Source organism: Terriglobus sp. (genome assembly GCF_965201105.1).
Classification (GTDB): domain Bacteria; phylum Acidobacteriota; class Terriglobia; order Terriglobales; family Acidobacteriaceae; genus Terriglobus.
In genome coordinates this window covers 3,450,755-3,468,838 of sequence record NZ_OZ241741.1, presented here as the reverse complement: position 1 = coordinate 3,468,838, position 18,084 = coordinate 3,450,755, and the positions used below count along the sequence as shown (strand labels likewise).

Below are 18,084 nucleotides of genomic sequence, written 5' to 3'. Positions count from 1 at the left end.
ATACACCACTTCCAGCCAGCTTTACCGCAGGTTCACACGGCTGTGTGAGCGTAAAGCTACGTGGCCCGCTCGGGACCCGCACCCCCGGTGCGATGAAGTCTTCAGGCCCGCGTGAACGTGGAACAGGTTTGCCCGGCGATACGCGGCAACAAGATCGCAAATCGCGCACGGAAGCGGAACTTTTTCAGGAGAAGCAATGACGCAGAACAAAACCATGCGCAGCCTCGCCCTTGCGGCGGTACTGGTTGTAGCTGCCGGTGTCACGGCGCTGGCACAGAACACGACCCAGGGCGCGATTGCCGGCACCGTATTTGACCCGACTGGCGCGGCCGTTCCCAACGCGGCAATCGTGATTCACGATGAGGGGACCAACGCCGACACGCGCATCACGGCCGGCGGCAGTGGCGAGTTCAAGGCGCCCCTGCTCAACCCCGGCACGTACACGGTAACGATCACCGCGCCCGGCTTTCAGGAGCAGCAGACGACAGGCATCGTTGTCCAGGTGCAGCAGGTAACCCAATTAAATCCGCACCTGACCACCGGCTCAGAATCGAGCACGGTCAGCGTGACGGCGGACATTCCGGCGATCAATTTCGATTCGCCTGATTTTGGCGGCCACCTGAGCAACCGCGAGATCGAGAACATTCCGATCAACAATCGCCGCTGGTCCACGCTGGCGCTGACCACGCCGGGCGTCACGGTCGACTCTAACGGCTTCGGCCTTTTGCAGTTCCGCGCCATTGCGCCAACGCTGAACAACGTGCAGATTGACGGCGCGGACGACAACCAGGCCTTCTTCTCGGAAGAGCGTGGGCGTACGCGCGCGGGCTATTCCACGTCGCAGGCCATGGTGCGCGAGTTCCAGGTGAACACCGGCGTGTACTCGGCGGAGTTCGGCCGCGCGGTGGGCGGCGTGGTGAACTCGGTGACCAAGACCGGCACCAACAACCTGCACGGCGAGGCGTATTTTTACCGCCGCGATGACGAGCTGGCCGCCTTCAACCCGTACACCACGCTGACGCGTGCCAATGCAAACGGCGCCGGTGTGAGCGTGGTGCCGTTCAAGCCAAAGGACAAGCGGAACCAGTACGGCTTTGAAGTAGGCGGTCCGCTTAAGAAGGACAGGATCTTCTTCACCTACGCCTTTGACGTGTTCGACCGTCAGTTCCCCGGCCTGGCGCGTGCCAACAACGCGGTGCAGTTCTTTGACAATGCGGATCTGACGCTGCCGAGCGGTACCTGTAATGTGACCACGGGCGCGACGGCCGGCCTGCCGAGCGGCAGCAGTCTGAACAGCCAGGGCGTGAGCACGACGTTTCAGTCGTCCACGGATACCGCAGCCTGCTTGCTGGCGGCGCGGCTGAACTCGCGGCGCGCGGGAAACACGTATGCGTCGGCTGCCGCGGCGTACAACAGCCAGCTTACTGCGTTGGCGGGCGATCTTGGTCCCGTGCCGCGCTACGGTCACCAGAACATCAACACGCCCAAGATCAACTGGCAGGTCACGCCGAAGCACAACCTGAGCGTGCTGTATCACCGGCTGCGCTGGGACTCGCCGGGCGGCGTGCAGACGCAGGCCAGCAACACCTACTCCACTGATTCGTTTGGTACGGACTTTGTGAAGCTCGACTACGGCCTGGCCAAGCTGGACTCGCTGATCAGCAGCAACATTGCAAACGAGGTGCGCTACCAGTACGGCCGCGAGTTGAACGATGAGGGCCAGCAGCCGCTGTCGGCGTATTCGCAGAACTTTCTGCGTCAGGCGAACGGCAATGTGCCGCAGATTTCGTTGTACAGCACGCTCGGTTTCCAGCTGGGCTCGCCGTACTACTCGTATCGCGTGGCGTACCCGGATGAGCGCAAGTGGCAGGTGGGCGATACGCTTTCGTTCAACTTCGGCAAGCACAATATCCGCGTCGGCGAAGACATCGTGCACAACTACGACCAGCAGAACGCGCCCAACCAGGTCAACGGCGCTTACACGTACAGCACCAACATCGTGAACTACGTCTCCGACCTTCTGCAGCCGGCTGGCACTTGCAACACGGGCCTGACGGGTGTGGGCGCGGCAAATGCCGGCCTGCCCTGCTACAACAGCTACCTGCAGAGCTTTGGTGCGACCCAGTTCCAGTTCGCCACTACGGACTACGGCTTCTTTGTGCAGGACGACTGGAAGATCGCACCGCGGCTGACGCTGAACCTGGGCGCTCGATACGACTTTGAGGCGATTCCGTCGCCGTTTGCATCGCTCAACAACGCAGCCGCGGTGCCGCAGACCGCCGGCCATCCTGACGACAAGAACAACATCTCGCCGCGCGTGGGCTTTGCGTGGGATCCGTACGGTGCGGGCAAGACGGTGCTGCGCGGCGGCTTCGGCTTCTACTACGGCCGCATTGCGAATAGTGTGCTGCTGAGTGCCTTGACCAACACCGGATCGTCCAACGGTGCGTACAACATCAGCTACACGAACAGCTCGGCCAACCGGCCCGTGTTCGGTCAGCAGGTGAATCCGGCAACGGTCACGGCGTCGAGCGGCGGCAATGTGGTCTACCTGGACAACCACTTCCAGAACCCGGTCACCTACCAGGCCGACTTGACGGTGCAGCAGGATCTGGGCCGCAACAACGTGCTGAGCCTGGCGTACCTGGGTTCGTTTGGCCGCGAGTTGCCGAACTTCATCAATGTCAACCAGAACCCGAACAGATACTACACCGAAACCTACACGGTGCAGCCGAGCTCAGCGGGTAGCACCAACTGCAATATCCTGGCCTGCGGATCGCAGATTCAGACCCGCGTGTATGCCGGCCGGCAGTACGCAGTAGCCGGAACCGCGCCCGCGCTGGGCAGCATCGGCGTGAACCCGAGCTATGGCGCGGTGACGCAGCTCATCAGCAACATCAACTCCAGCTATCACGCGCTGTCGTTCGACATCACCAACCGGAGCCTGCACTGGGCGACGTTTGACGCGAACTACACCTGGGCGCACGCGCTGGACTTCTCGCAAAGCTCGTTCACCGGAACCGCGGTCAATAGCTGGCTGGATCCGTTCGGCAACCAGCGATTGAACTACGGTACTTCCAGCTACGACGTGCACCAGCGTGTAGTGGGCTGGGCAATCTTCAACATCCCGGGTGTCAAGAACGACCACGGCGCGCTGGCTTACCTGACCAACGGCTGGTCCGTGAAGCCACTCATCCAGGCGCAAAGCGGTTTGCCGTACTCCGCCACCGTGAGCGGCAGCACGCCGAACCAGTGCACCAACAACACGGCCACCAATACGGCGAGCCCGTTCTGTGACGGCACGCTGGCGCCGACCTCCGCCACCAACACCGGCCTGCTGGGCACCAGCCAAACGTACATTCCGCAGATCGGCCGCAATACCTTCCGCTACCCGCGCATCGTGAACATTGATGCACGTCTGCAGAAGGATTTCCGGGTCGCTGAGGGCAAGACGTTCTCGCTGTACATCGAGAGCTTCAACCTGGCCAACCACCAGAACGTGACGGGCGTGAATGCCGGTGCCTTCACCATCGCTTCACCGGCGGCCAGCGCCGGCGCGTCCAACGGCACGGCCAATCTGACCAGCACGACGAACTTCGGCACGGTCAGCAACACCAACAGCAACTATGCATTCAGCCCTCGCCAGTTCCAGATCGCGGGACGGTTCACCTTCTAAACGGCACGTGTTTCGCATAAGGGCGGTGGCTTCGGTCGCCGCCTTTGTGTTGCACAACGCGCTGAAAGCAGTCGCTGCCCCGAACGATTTACACTCAGGCCACAGCCTCCCTCCAGGATCGTTCGCGCTGATACGACAGGCAGCGGCGTCCGGGCTGGCTTCGTCTTTCCCCCATGCTGTGTCACGACGCTCCCGCGAAACCGCGGGCTGTGCGCATGCGTTTGTTTTTGCCTCCTGTAGCCCGTGTGGTCCTTGCTGCCAGCGCCGTTGTGTGCGCGCAGGTGTATGCCCGCGCGCAGTCATTGACGACGGGAGCGGTGGGCGGCGTGCTGCGGGATGCGCAGGGTGGTGCCGTTGCGGGCGCGACCGTTGTGCTGCAGGCAGGGCGCTTGCCGCCGCAGACCGTGCAGACGGATGCGCTGGGGGAGTTCCGGGTCGACGACCTGCGGCCTGGCGAATATGAAGTCCGCTGCGAGCGCGACGGGTTCGCGCCGTTGCGCGTGCCGTCAGTGCCCGTGGCGGCGGGACAAGCGGTGCGACTGGCACTGGTGCTGCAGGCCGCGGGTGTGGCGCAAACCGTTACGGTGCGTGCGGCGGAGGCGGAGCGGCCGTCGCTGGTGGACTCGCCGCTGAATGGCAGCCTCTTGCCGCAGGAACTGGTGGCGCTGCCGATCGACGGCCGCCGCTTTCAGGACTTTGCGCTGTTGACGCCGCTGACGAACCTGGGCGACGACAGCGCCACGCCCGACAGCAGCGACTCAGGTGCTGCGGGAGGCGACGCGCAGGAGGCGTCGGATGCAGAAGCGCGGTCCGGCGATACGGTGCAGACGTCGACACGCGCGATGGACCCGTCGCAGAGCAGCTTCACGCAGGATGGGTTCACGGTGAACCGCAGCTACGACGGCGCGCCACGAGGGAGCGCGGCCGCGCCGTTCAACGTGCCGCTGGAAGCGGTGCGCGAATTCCAGGTGCGCGCGATCGGCGAGGGCTCGCCGCTGGGCCGCGATGGCGGCGGTTCGGTAAACGCGGTGACGCGGCGCGCCGAGGACGAGCTGCACGGGTCGGCATTCTTCCTGCTGCGCAACAGCGGAGCCGATGCCGCCGATCCGTTTGCCGTCGCCACCCGCTACAACAACGGCGCGCCCGTAAGCGCTACCGTGAAGCCGCGCGATCAGCGGGAGCAGTTTGGCGGATCGCTGGGCCGTCGGCTGCCGCGCACCGGCAATCGCGTGTACGCCTTTGGCGCGGCGGAGGCGCAGCGGCGCAGCTTTCCGGGGATCAGCTCGCCCGACAACCCGGCGTTTTACCGGCTAACCGCGATGCAAAGCGCCCTGCTTGGAAACCGTGGCGTGACCGCTGCAAAAGCGGCGCAGGGCTTGAGCTTTCTGGATTCGTTGACGGGCGAGGTACCGCGCCACAGCAGCACGTTAGCGCTAACGCCGCGGCTGGACGTGGTGACCTCGCCCAAAAGCTCGCTGCTGGTGACGTATACCGGGACGCGGCACGACGCGCCGTCGGGTGCGCGGGGCGGGGCGGTGGTGGCGCAGTCGCGCGACAATGTCTCCACCCTGCACATCGTGGCCGACACGCTGCAGATCTCGCAAAGCATTGGGGCGGGCACGCGCTGGGTGCTGCAGGCCGGGGCCGCGGTATCGCGAGACGAGGTCAGCGAGTTGGAGGCACCCGCGCTGGCGGGTGAGCCGCGTACCGGACCGCAGGGAGCGGTGCCCCAGGTCAGCATCGACCTGGCGAATGCTTCCAGCGGCGGCGCCTTCCGGTTCGGAACGCCGGTTGCCGCGGAGCGCCGGCGCTTGCCGCAGGAACACCGCGCCGAGTTCCAAGCGAGTGCCGCGTTCTCTGGACGGGCGCACACCGTGACGCTGCAGGCCGCGGGCAGCCTGCTGGACACCGCCGTGGATGCCGCCGCCACAACCAGCGGCGCTTACCAGTACGGCAGCCGCAGCACGGGCGGGCGCGCGGGTGGGCTGGTCGACTTCCTAACGGATTTCACCTACAGCGCAACCAGCTACCCGAACGGCGGCTGCCCGTCCATCTACGCGACGGTCCACCTGTTCTGCTTTCAAAGCTTCACGCAAGGCTTTGGCGCGGGCACGTCGGTGCGGTTCCACACCGGCGAGGCGAGTGCGGCCGTACACGATGTATGGCGGCTGACGCCGCGGCTGCATGTGACGGTGGGTGCGCGCTATGAATACTTCCGCATGCCACTGCCGCAGCACACGAATGTGGCGCTGGACACGGTGTTCGGCAACCTGGGAGCGACAGGCTTTCTGCCGGGCGATCCCGGCAACTTCGCACCTCGGCTGGGCATTGCGTACGGTCTGCACGATCGCACGGTGGTGCGGGTGGGATACGGAATCCACTTCGGGCGGGTTCCCGGGCGCGTGCTGCAGCAGGTGCTGACGAACACGGCGCAGCCCGCTTCCACGTACAGCGTGCGCATTACGCCGACAGCGGAGATCGACCCGGCGTGCAGCTCAGTGGGCGCGAACTTCGGGTATCCCGCGACGTACACCTGCGGCAGCACTGGCCTGCCGGCGAGGACTTCGGCGGCGACGATCCTGTCGCGCCGGTTTCAACTGCCGACGGTGCAGGATGCCGAGCTGACGGTGGAGCGTAAGTTGGCGGCCGGCGTGATGCTGAGTGTCAGCTACACGGCGGCGCTATCGCGCGAGCTGCCGAACTCGGTCGACGCGAACATCGCGCCGTCGCTGGGCGAGGCGAGGTTTGCGATTCAGCGAACCGATGGTGTCACGACGCCTGGTCTGCGGAACGGCGCGACGTTTGCCGTTCCGCTGTACACCTCGCGCATTTCGCCGGACTTCGGGCCGGTGTCGCTGGTTCTGTCGAACGGCAACGGCGTGTACCAGGCGGGGGTGGTGCAGGTGTCGCGTGTGGCGGCGCGCGGCCTAACGCTGCACGGTGCGTACACGTTCAGCAAATCGCTGGATACGCTGCGCGTGAGCGGGGCGGCGGTGAATACGGATGCGCAGTTCGACCCGTTTGACCCGCGGTACGACCGCGCACTGTCGAACCTGGACCGGCGGCACAAGGTGACGGCGACGGCGGTGTGGGCGCCGGAGGTTTTGCGCGGATCGCGTCTGCAGCGTGGGCTGCTGAACGGCTTTACGGTGGCGCCGATCGTGTTTGTGACCAGCGGGCGGCCCTACAGCTTTCTGATTGAAGGCGGCACCGTGCTGCCGGGTGGTCGCGAGAGCCTGAACGGGTCGGGTGGAGCGACGTATCTGCCCAGCGTGGGCCGCAATACGCTGCGGCTGCCGATCGAGACCACGGTCGATCTGCGGCTGGCGCGTGCCTTCGCGCTACGTGAGCGCACGCATCTGCGGATCTCGGCGGAGGGCTTCAACCTCTTCAACCACCGCAATGTGACCGGTGTGACGCAACGTGCGTTTCTGCCAGGCACGGTGGCGAACGGGCTGACGCCGCTGGTGTTTCAGGATGCGGCAGCCATTGCAGCCGAGGGGCTGACCTCGCGTCCGTTTGGCACGGCGAACAGCGGCGGCACCGACCTGACACGGGCGCGGCGGCTGCAGGCCGGGCTGCGGTTCGAGTGGTAGCGCAACCGCCTATTGCGCGGTGACGATCAGCGTAAGCGAGACCTGGCGCGTCAGGCCGGCGGCGGTAGCAGTGACCGTCACGCTATAGGTGCCGGATGGGGTCGCCGTACCGGACGCCGTGCCACCGCCGGAACCCGACCCGGTGCCGTCTTCAGGAATTTTGCGACCGGAGCCGCAACCCTGAAGTGCGGTGGTACCAATCAGCAGAAGTAGCAGCAGCAGCCCCGGAATACGCCGGCGAGAAGCTGCCGCGGGTACCACGAGCAATGGCAGTAACAACGCCCAGGCCACGGTGCGGAACCCATGCAGATGCGGCATCTCCGCGTAGTCCGAAGCGGCGCGCTGGACCGCGGCGGAGCTGCCGGTGAGCACGGTGACAGAGACGGTGCTGGTAGCGGACAGGTCCGTGTAGGTGGAGACCACCGTGCACTTGCTGTGGGCGGGCGCGCCGGTGCACGTAAAGGTGACGGGCTGCGATCCGGCGGTGGCGGGCGTGAGCAGAAGCGGGTAGACGGCGCTTTTTCCGGTCGCGACCGTCACGCTGGTTGCGCCGCTGGCAGCCAGGGTGAAGTCGATGCCGGTGCCGCTGAGCGCGAGCGTCTGCGTGCTGGCGCTGCTGGTGATGGTGACCGTGCCGGTGCGCGGGCCGCCTGCTTTAGGTACAAAGGCGACGGGCACCAGGCAGCTGCCGCCGACGGCGAGCGTGGTGGTGCTGGTGCAGGCACCATTGGCGGCGGTCATGCCGAAGTCGCCGGTCATTGTGATGCCGGTGAGCGAGAGGGGAACGCCGCCGTTGTTGGTCAGCGTGGCGATCTGGGGTGCGGTGGCGTTGCCTACGCCGGTCTGCGGAAAGCTCAGGGTAGCGGGCGCAAGCGTGACGCCTGCCGCGGCGATTGCGGAGCCGGTGAGCGTGACAACCTGCGCTCGGCCCACGTCGGAGACGACCAGCGTGCCGGTCTGCGAGCCTACCGACTTCGGCGTGAAGGTGACGTTGATGCTGCAGGTGCTGTGCGCCGCGAGCGACGGCCCGCAGGTGTTGACCGCGGTGAAGTCGCCGCTGGTGACGGTGGCAGAGATGAGGGTGAGCGCGACATCGCCGTCGTTGGTCAGCTTCACGGCTTGCGCCGCGCCTGCGGTGCCAACCGTGGTGCCGCTGAAGCTAAGGGCGAGCGGTGACAGGATGTCGGTGGCGGGTAGCGTGCCCGTTCCGCTAAGTGTCGCGGTCTGCGCTCCGGCATCCGTGGCGATGCTGAAGGTGCCGGTACGCGCGCCGGAGGCCGACGGCGTGAAGACGATGGAGACGGTGCAGCCGGTCTGCGTGGCAAGCGAGGTGCCGCAGGTGTTGCCGCGAATGCTGAAGTCGCCGGTGGTGCTAGCGGCGCCCAGACCGCCGCTGCCCGAGCCGGTGTTGCTGACCGTGATGTTCTGAACCGCGCTGGTGGTGTTCACGGCGACGGCGCCGAAGGGAAGCGACGTGGGCGTGAGCACGACGGAGAAGCTGGCCTGCGCGTTGCCCTGCAGCGCCACGGTGGCGGTGCTGGTGGTATCGCCGTTGCTATTCGTCGCGACGACCAGGGTGCCGGAACGCGATCCGGCGCGGGTGGGCGAGAAGGTCAGGCTGACCGTGCAGCTTTGGCCGGAGGTCAGCGTCGTGTTGGCGCAGGCATTGGTTTGGGCGAAGTCGCCGCTGACTGTGATGGCGCCAACCGCGAGCGGACCGTTGCCGCTGTTCAGCAGGGTGACGGTACGCACGGGACTTAGGCCGCTCAGCGGCGTATCCGGAAAGGTGACGGAGACGGGCGAGAGCGACGCAATGCCCGCGATGCCGTTGCCGGTGAGAGGCACGGTGTGCGTGCCGTTAGTGTCGACGAGTTGCGCCGTGCCGGTGCGCACGCCGGAAGCGGTAGGCGTGAAGACGACGCCAAAGGTGCAGCTTGCCGACGGCGCAAGCGTGGCGGCGCAGGTGTTCGCCGTGACGCTGTAGTCGCCGGAGGCGGTGGGCGTCTGCAGGCTGGTGGGCACGTTGCCGTTGTTGGTAAGGGTGATGGTCTTCGCGGCGCTGCTTGCCTTGACTGCCGTGTCGGCAAAGCTGAGCGACGGCGGCGCGAGCGTAATGGCTGCCTGGCCGCTGCCCGTGCCGGATAGGCTCGCGACGACATAGCCGCCGAGCACATTGCCATAGAGCGTGAGCGTGCCGGTGACAGCGCCGGCGGCGGTCGGCGCAAAGCTGACCTGCACCGTGCAGCTTGCGCCGCGCGCGAGCGGGACGCCGACGCAGTCGACCGTGGAGACGAAACCAGTGCTGGCCACGACGCGGCTGAGCAGCAGCGGCGTGAGGCTGCCGTTGGTGACGGTGATGGTTTGCGGCGCGCTGGTGTAGCCGACGTTCTGCGCGGTGAAGGTGAGCGAGCCGGGAGAAAGCGAGGCCACGGGGAGCACGGATTGTCCCGCAGTGATGAGCGGGATCTGCCAGATGCCGCGGCCGTACGTGCCTACCCGCAGAACGCCGTTCTGTGTGCTGCCGGGTACGGCAAAGGCGATGGAAGCGGTGAGCTGGACGGCTGGCGCGAGCGGCAGGCCGGTGCCGTAGACGCTCCAGCACTGCGCGTTCACGATGAGGCACGACGTGACGTCGGTCGCGACATAGACGCCGGTGTCAGTGGCAACGTAGACCACGCTCGAGTTATTTGGATCGACGAGGACGGCGTTGGCGGGAGCGTTCGGCAGGTTTGCAGTGACGCTGGTCCAGCTTGCCGCGCCGTCGAGGGAGCGGTAGACGGCGGGCGAGTTGAAGCCGCTGACGGTGGCGTAGACGGTGCGGCCCGTGGGGTCGTTCGGGTCGATGGAGATGCTGGAAACATCGAAGCCGAATGGGTTGAAGCGGCCGTTGTGGGTGGCGTCATTGGTGACGGTGCCGTTGGTAACGTCGGTCCATACGGTGCCGCCGGTAGCAAGATTCGCTTGCGGGGTGCGGAAGAAGTGTCCGCCCGCGGCATTGCCACCGCCATCCGCCGTACCCGCCATGCCGGCGTACAGGACGGGGGAGCCGCTGGTCTGCGAGGCGCCCGTCAGCACCTGTTGGCCGCCCGCGGCGAGCGAGCGGATGAGGCCATTCGCGCCCGAGCAGGCCGCGCCAGCCGGACCGCTGAGCGGCGCGCTGATGGCGTTGGCGCCCGACCAGGTGCTGCCGCCAGTTGCCGGGCCGCGGTAGACGCGGCAGGTGCCGGCCAGAACGTTGCTGTTGAGCGTGGGGTCGAGGATGGCGGGTGCGTCCTGGAGCTCGGCATCGCCATTGACCTGCGCGGGGCCGATGGAGGGCACGCCGGCGAAATCGGCGGCGGTGCAGGCGGCGCCGTTCTGGCACAGTTTGAGCGAGACGCCAAAGCCGGACTGCACAAGCCAGTTGCGCGGGTCCGCTTGATCGATCTGCACGTTCGCGCTTTCGCCCGTGCCCATCTGCGTCCACACGCTTTGAAAGCTGGCGTTCGCGGCGGAGGTGGTGGAGGCCGCAGAGCCGAGTGCGCCAAGCGCGGCCAGGCCGATGCCGCCGTCGGTCGGGTGGGTACTCAGGCCGCTCACCTCAGCCAGCGATCCGAGGCCGCCGTTCAGGTTGTTGAAGTGGGTCGCGTCGTCGGCGGAGCAGGAGGTGGACTGCTGGTTGACGCCGTCGGTGGATCGCCACAGGCCGCCATCGTTGCCGAAGAAGAGCAGCGGAGCAGCGGCGTTGCTGCTGAGCGTCTGGAAGGCGATGCTGTGCTGCGAGGGCGCAACCTGTGCGGGCGCGGCGCAGCCGTTGGTCGCGTTGGTGGTGTTGCGCAGGACGCATCCGTTGGGGTCGCTCAGCTTGCAGCGGTACAGGTCGCCCGTGCCCACAAAGAGCAGCGTGTCGCTCTGGTTGAGCGCGGTGGCGGCGGGCACGGCGGCCAGCGCCAGGTTGTAGTCGGCCTGCGCGATCGTGCCAGCGGTTCCATTGGTGCCGTCTTCCAGAGGCGTGCTGATCAGTCGGCGGGACCACTGCACGGCCGCGCTCGCGCACGCGGAGCCGGTCAGATTGCAGGCGTCCTGGAACAGACCGGTGTCGGTGTTGCCGCTGCCGACGGTGAGCGCGAACAGATCGCCGGAGGCCGGCTGAACGGCGAGTGCGCCGCGAAAGATGGGGCAGCTGGAGAGGCCAGTGCTGCCGGCGCGCACGGGGCAGGCGCTGGTGGAGAGGCCGATGCCGGGCTGGGCGGCAAGGCGCGTCCAGGTGCGGCCATCGGCGGATTCGTAGTAGCCGTGGAAGCGGACGGCGGCGTAGAAACGCTGCCGGACGGGGTTCCACACGACCGCGGTGGCGGCGTTGCCTTCAAAGGTGCTGAAGTCGGTGGCCGCGCTTTGCACGACCTGCGATCCGTCCTGCAGGATGGCCATCTGCCAAGTGGCGCCGGCGTCGGTGGAGTAGTACAGGCCGCGAACGCTGGCACCCAGGCTGCTGGCCTGCACCTGCGCTCCTTCGGCGGACGAAGAAAGCGCGGCGACGACGAGGTTGCTGGATGCGGTGCTCCAGGCAAATCCGGCGAAGCCTTCGCCGATGAAGGAGTGAAAGCCCGCGGCGCCGTCGTTGGAACGCTGCACCAGCGACCAGGTCACGCCGTTGTCGGTGGAGCGCAGCAGACCCGCGCCGTAGTAGCTGTCGGTCGCGTCGTTGGGGTCGCCGGTGCCGGCCAGCACCACGCCGCTGCCGCCCGGCTGCACGCTGACCGCACCAATGGAGATGCTGGCCGTTGCGCTCGATCCGGCGTTGGCGCTGAAGGCCTGCAGGCTGTCGGTCAGCGGCGTGAACTGGACGGATGAGACGGAGCCCGCGGCAGTGGTGCTCTTCCACACGCCGCCGCCCGTGGTGCCCAGATAGACGGTGTTGCCGGAGCTGTCCGCCGGGTCGACGGCGATGCTGGAGACGCGGCCGGTGACCAGGCCGTATGCGGCGGTCTGCACCTGCATGGGGCCGACGGGCTGCCACGCGGTATTGAGCGGCGTGCCAGCGGCGGCGAGCGACGCCCGTTGCAGGCCACGGCTGGATGCGGTCGCGAGTGCGTTTTCGCGTTGCTGCACAAGCTGTTCGCGTTGTTCACGGGCGTGGTGCAGCAGGTCGGCGGAGGGCTCGCGGGTGCCGGAACCGCGGCGTGCGTCCGCAAATCGTTGCGCGCGTGCACGGGCCGAGGCCGCTTCGGTAGCGGGCGCAGACGAAACCTGTTGCGCCGTGGCCAGCGTGGCCAACAGAAGGCACAGAAAAGCCAAAAGGCGCGCGAAGCGCGCGGCACGGACGAGGGCGGAATCGGATCGGAAAGACACAGGCAGTGATGGAGCCGTTGCACACGGCATACCGGAACACAGCTTGTCTGGTGAGAAAGCTCTCAGAATATACAGCACACGCGGCGCTGCGGCCGCTTAGGCGTAAGTGTCCCTGATCTTCAGCCCGTTGTCACGCGCACATAAGTTGTAGCGTCACGTTCTAGGCACCGAATTGGCCTTTGGCGCGCTGGGTCCGTGGACGTTCGATCGGCTTGGGTGAGGCATCGTTCGACTCGCCAAACGGCGGGTTCTGAGCGATGTATGCCTTGGAGTTGAATTTCTTTCCAGTGCTCCCGCCGCTCATGTATCGAATCTTGCCAAAGATGGGCCGCTCGCCCCAGGGCCGGTCGAACTTGCCATAGATGGCCCAGGCAATGCCCGCGTACCCACCGGGGTCGCGGCCGTCCACGAAGTATTTGTCGTTCAGGTAGATCAACGTACTCATGGCTTCGGCGTTCGACGGCGACCACTCCAGCACCTTCTTGGCCCAGTACATGCGCATGAAGTTGTGCATCCAGCCGCGGCGCACCATCTGGCGCTGCGCGGCGTTCCAGAGTTCGTCGTAGGTTTCGGCGTTCTCCATCTGCTTTGCGGTGTAAAGCTGGTCGCGCTTGTCTCCGGCGTGCGCGGCGACGGTCTTGCGCGCCCAGTCTTCGGCGGTCTCCGGGTTGTCGTAGTTGGGGTCCCACTTGACCCAGGCAATACAAAGTTCGCGCCAGGTGACGAGCTCATCCAGAAAGCTGTCCGCGCTTTCGCGCAGGCGCGGGTTCTTCCCGGCGGCGCGCTCGATCTCAAGGTAGATGCGCAGCGGACTGATGTGGCCGAAATGCAGGTAGGGCGACAGCACGCTGGTGCCGTCCGTGTCGGGATGGTTGCGCAGGTGCGCGTAGCCGGGCAGCATGTGTTCGACGAACTGCTTCAGGCGTGCCTGTGCCGCGTGCGCGCCACCCGTGAACTCCGGCGCCTTGCCAACGCTGCGGTCCAGGTCTTTCCAGCCGGTGGTCATGTCGTCGTGCGGGTCGTCGGCCAGGAAGCCCTTCGGCTTTGTCCAGGCATGCTTTGCGCTGGGGTTGGTGGACTCTTCCAGGTACTCGGGCAGCATCTTCCAAAGCCGGCCGCGCACGGTATACGCGGCATAGGGTGCTTTCTCGAAGCGCTTCGTCGGCACGATCACGTCGGCGTCCACGGACCAGTACGGTCCGTCGAACTTCTGCTGCACTTCGCGGTGCCAGCCCTCGGGCACGCGCATGGGGTTCTCATCGCCGATGACAATGGCGGCTTGCACGTCATGAAAGAAGCGGAGGCGGTCCTCGTTGGGAGCGTTGCGCAGGACGAAGCTGACGTTGCGCTTCCCCATGTCTTCCTCGACATCGCGCAAGCCCTCGTTCAGGAAGACGTAGCCGCGTAGAACACCATGCGGAAAGTTCGCGACGCCGCTGAAGAAGGCGACCACCGGCAGGCCCAGTTCGTTGGCGACCTCAACAGCGACATCGAGCGCGGGATTGTCCACGCCGCGTTCCGCGCGCTGCATCCAGTAGACGACGACCTTGCCGTCAGCTTTGGGCGCGCCGTCACGGCGAACGGTGACGCGATCGTTGCTGGCAAGGCGGCGCAGCGATTCGGGCAGGTCAGGGGGAAGCGCGGTGTAGGCTTCGGCCTCACGGCGTTCGCGCTCTGAGCCCTGTGCGGCCTTGCTGCGCTTGGTGGATGCGCCTTTCTTTGCCGCACCGCGCGCCGCTTTCACGCGCTCGGCTTGCGCATGAACGCTGGCGGCGGCGTGGATGGCCTTTTCACGTGCGGGGTGCGGAATGCCCGTGGGATCGGGCTCGCTCATACCTGCTGCGGCGTCGTCATGTGCGGGCTCGCCCGGCGGCGCGGCCTGTGTCTTCGTGTGCTTCGCAGGCTTTCTATCTGTCTTCGGTTTTGTCTTACTGGCGGCCATGTAGCTTGGGATGCGGACCGATGCCGAACTAACTTGTCCCGAAACATTTCCGATTCCATTCCATCGAGAAGAAAGTCCAATAGGAATCATGACAACGTTGTTTGCCCTCCCATGCTGAAGCGCGGGATCGTCTTCGCAGCAGGCTTGGCGGGATCGTCGCTGTGCGCCGCGGCCGCGCAAACCTCCGTGCCCGCCACCGCGACAGTAAGCGGTACGGTCGCCGACCGATCCGGAGCAAAGATTACCGGTGCGTTGATCCACTTGGAGAACGGCAGCGCCAAGGTTGACGGGCGCACCGATGCGTCCGGTCGATTCTCTGTGCCGTTGCCGCCGGGCCTGTACCGGCTTGCCATCACGGCCGAAGGCTTTGAGCCGTATGCCCGCGAGAGCTTCACGGTGAGCGCGCGCACACCGCTGCTCGCGGTCACGTTGCTGGTCGCATCGCAGAACGAGGTCGTCACCGTCCAGGCAAATGAAGCGGATACCAGCGCCGCCTCGAATGGCAGCGCGCTTGTATTCAAAAAGGAGCAACTGGACGCGCTTTCCGACGATGATGCCACCCTGCAGCAGCAGTTGCAGGCCATTGCCGGGGGCGACGGCCAGCACGCGCCACAGGTCTATGTGGACGGCTTTTCCGGCGGCAGGTTTCCACCCAAAAGCTCCATTCGCGAGGTGCGCATCAACCAGAATCCGTACTCGGCGCAGTACGACGAGCTGGGCTTTGGTCGCATTGAGATCTTTACCAAGCCGGGCAGCGACAAATTCCATGGTTTCGTGCAGGTGCAGGGCAACGATCGCGCCTTCAACTCGCGCAATCCGTTTACCGGCGAGCAGCCGCCGTATCACACGATCTTTGTCGATGGAAATGTGAGCGGTCCCATCGGCAAGAAGACCTCGTTCTTCGCTTCTGCCAACTACAACGATGCGGAAAACAACGCGGTCGTGAATGCCGTGGTTCTGGACGCGAACCTTTCGCAAACCCAGCTGTCACAGGCGGTGCCGAACCCGGACCGCCGGCATAACTACTCCGTTCGCCTGGACCGGCAGATGTCCACGAATAACACCTTCACGTCGCGCTATGAATACAACAGCAACGACCTGACTAACGCCGGCGTTGGTTTGTTAACACTGCCCAGCGAAGGTTACAACAGCGCGACGGCCACGCAGACGCTGCAACTGGGCGACACGCAGATCATCGGCGCGCACCGGGTGAACGAGACGCGCTTTCAATATGTGCGCACGCGGGCGGCACAGAACTCCGTCGACCACACGCCCACGGTGATTGTGCAGGGCGCGTTCAATGGCGGCGGTTCCAATCTGCAGAACTCGCAGGACAACCAGGACCGGTACGAGTTTCAGGATTACTTCTCGCTGGAGCGCGGCAAGCACTTCATTCGCGCGGGTGGTCGTTACCGTGTATTGCGCGACAGCAACGTATCCACCGCGAACTACAACGGGCAATACATTTTCCCGGACCTGGCCACATACCAGATCACGCAGCGCGGCATTGCGGCGGGACTGAGCGGGGCGCAAATACGCGCGCAGGGCGGCGGCGCGTCGCAGTTCAATTTGACCGCAGGCAGGCCGAATGCAGTCGAACTGACGGGCGACCTGGGCGTGTACGCCGATGATGAGTGGAAGGTCTCCAAGAGCGTGACGGTGAACCTGGGCTTGCGTTATGAAAGCCAGTTCGGCGTGCCCGATCACACCGATCCTGCACCGCGGATCGGGTTCGCGTGGGCAGTGCACCAGGGTGAGAAGAAGCCGGCATGGTTCACGGTGCGCGGCGGTACCGGCCTGTTCTACGAGCGGCTGGACGGTGCCACACTGCTGCAGACCGTACGGCAGAACGGGTTGAATCAGCAGGCCTACTACCTGCAGCAACCGAATACCTTCCCAACCGTGCCGCCGGTTTCCTCACTGGGCGGCATACCCTCAACCACGTACAGCCTGCAGCCCGGGCTTCGCAACCAGTACGACATCGTATCCGGCATTGGCATTGAGCGCGGCTTGGGTAAGAAGGGCAACATCGCCGCCACGTACCTCAACATTCGCTCGGTCCACCAGTACGTTTCGATCAACGCAAATGCGCCGCTGCCAGGAACATATGACCCTGCGGTGCCGGGCAGCGGAACGCGTCCGTTTGGCAGCACCGCGAACCGGTATGAATACGCTGCGGAGGCGTCCGGCAACGGCGACATCTTCTTCGTGAACCCGAACTACCAGCCGATCAAGCAGATTAGCCTGTTCGGGTTTTATGTCGTTCAGCACTTCCGGTCCAACACCAATGGACCGGCGGCGTTCGCGTCGAACTCCTACGATCTTTCGCAGGATGATGGCCGGCCCGCGTTCAACCGGACGCAACGCCTGTTCCTGGGCGGCAACATCACTTTGCCCTATGGGTTCAGCCTGAGTCCGTTCCTGATCGCGATCGCGGGTGCACCGTTCAACATCACAACGGGAAGCGATAACAACGGGGATTCCATCTATAACGATCGCCCCGCCTTTGCGACAGACCTGTCGCGAAGCTCGGTCGTGCGCACGCGCTTCGGCAACTTCGACCTGTCGCCGCAGCCCGGTCAGCGCATCATTCCGTTCGACTACGGCACCGGTCCGGCGTTCGCGTCCTTGCAGCTTGAGGCGCAGAAGACGTTCAAGTTCGGTCCTCGGCCCGCGCCTGTAGCGGCAGCGTCGCCTGCGCCGGCCGATGCTGGGGCAAAACCAGGCGGACCCGCTCCAAAGCCGGACCCGGCATACCAACTCAGCTTTTCAGTGGAAGCGCAAAACGTCTTCAATCACACCAACGGCGCGGTGCCGATCGGCGTGCTGACCTCGCCGTTCTTTGGCAATTCCATCTCGCTCGATGGAACGTTTTTCAACAACTCCGCCGCGAACCGCACCGTGCTGTTACGAACTGCGTTCCGGTTTTAGCGCAGTAGTTGTGGTCAATCGCAGGTAATGTTCTGCGGCACCAACTCGCTATGCTGAAGCTATGGCTGATTTCACTCTGCGCCGGTGCGTTGCCGGTGATGAACCGATGCTTTCGCTGCTTGGAGGCGCAAGCTTTTTAGAGGCGTTTGCGGATGTGCTGGACGGTCCGGACATCCTGGCACACTGGCAAAAGAATCACTCGGTCGAGAAATACGCGGAGTATCTCGCCGCGCCGGAAAACCGCATTTATGTCGCGGAGATGGCGCCCGGCAATGCCCCGGTGGGCTACACCGTGTGTACCGCCCCGGACTTTCCAATCGACACGACTCCAGACGACTACGAGCTGCGGCGCATCTACCTGCTGTACCGGTTCCAGGGGCTCGGCATTGGACGCGCGCTGATGGACCAGGCAATCGTGTCGGCGCGCGAGCTTGGCTACAAACGCCTGCTGTTGGGCGTGTATGGCGAGAACTTTGGCGCGATCCGGTTCTATGAAAAGGCCGGCTTTACCCAGATCGGCGAGCGATTCTTCACCGTGGGCGCAACGACCCACCATGATGCGGTCATGGCGAAACCTTTGTAGCGCCGAGTGCCCGTCGCGTAGCCGT

6 protein-coding genes are annotated in these 18,084 nt (G+C 65.2%); 4 read left to right on the top strand and 2 right to left on the bottom strand.

Translation table 11 applies throughout. The features are described from left to right. The first annotated feature begins 196 nt into the window (after positions 1-196). The gene (locus tag ACOFKT_RS15305) at positions 197-3,676 is read left to right on the top strand and encodes a carboxypeptidase regulatory-like domain-containing protein (protein WP_419804850.1); all 3,480 of its coding nucleotides are present in this window, start codon (positions 197-199) and stop codon (positions 3,674-3,676) included. A gap of 215 nt (positions 3,677-3,891) precedes the next feature. After that, positions 3,892-7,272, top strand: coding sequence for a TonB-dependent receptor domain-containing protein (locus tag ACOFKT_RS15300; protein ID WP_419804849.1), 3,381 nt, complete (start codon positions 3,892-3,894; stop codon positions 7,270-7,272). A gap of 9 nt (positions 7,273-7,281) precedes the next feature. Here ACOFKT_RS15300 and ACOFKT_RS15295 read toward each other — a convergent pair whose 3' ends face one another. Further along, positions 7,282-12,528, bottom strand: a complete 5,247-nt coding sequence (locus ACOFKT_RS15295; protein ID WP_419804848.1) for a choice-of-anchor D domain-containing protein — start codon at positions 12,526-12,528, stop codon at positions 7,282-7,284. 235 nt (positions 12,529-12,763) lie between these two features. Continuing rightward, complete coding sequence (locus ACOFKT_RS15290) at positions 12,764-14,437, bottom strand: deoxyribodipyrimidine photo-lyase (RefSeq protein WP_419804847.1); 1,674 nt, start codon at positions 14,435-14,437, stop codon at positions 12,764-12,766. 219 nt (positions 14,438-14,656) lie between these two features. Between ACOFKT_RS15290 and ACOFKT_RS15285 the strand changes: the two genes are divergently transcribed. Next, positions 14,657-17,476 carry a carboxypeptidase regulatory-like domain-containing protein gene (locus ACOFKT_RS15285; protein ID WP_419804846.1) on the top strand — a complete coding sequence of 940 codons (2,820 nt, stop codon included), beginning with the start codon at positions 14,657-14,659 and terminating at the stop codon, positions 17,474-17,476. A gap of 61 nt (positions 17,477-17,537) precedes the next feature. Continuing rightward, the gene (locus ACOFKT_RS15280) at positions 17,538-18,059 is read left to right on the top strand and encodes a GNAT family N-acetyltransferase (protein ID WP_419804845.1); all 522 of its coding nucleotides are present in this window, start codon (positions 17,538-17,540) and stop codon (positions 18,057-18,059) included. Positions 18,060-18,084: the final 25 nt, after the last annotated feature.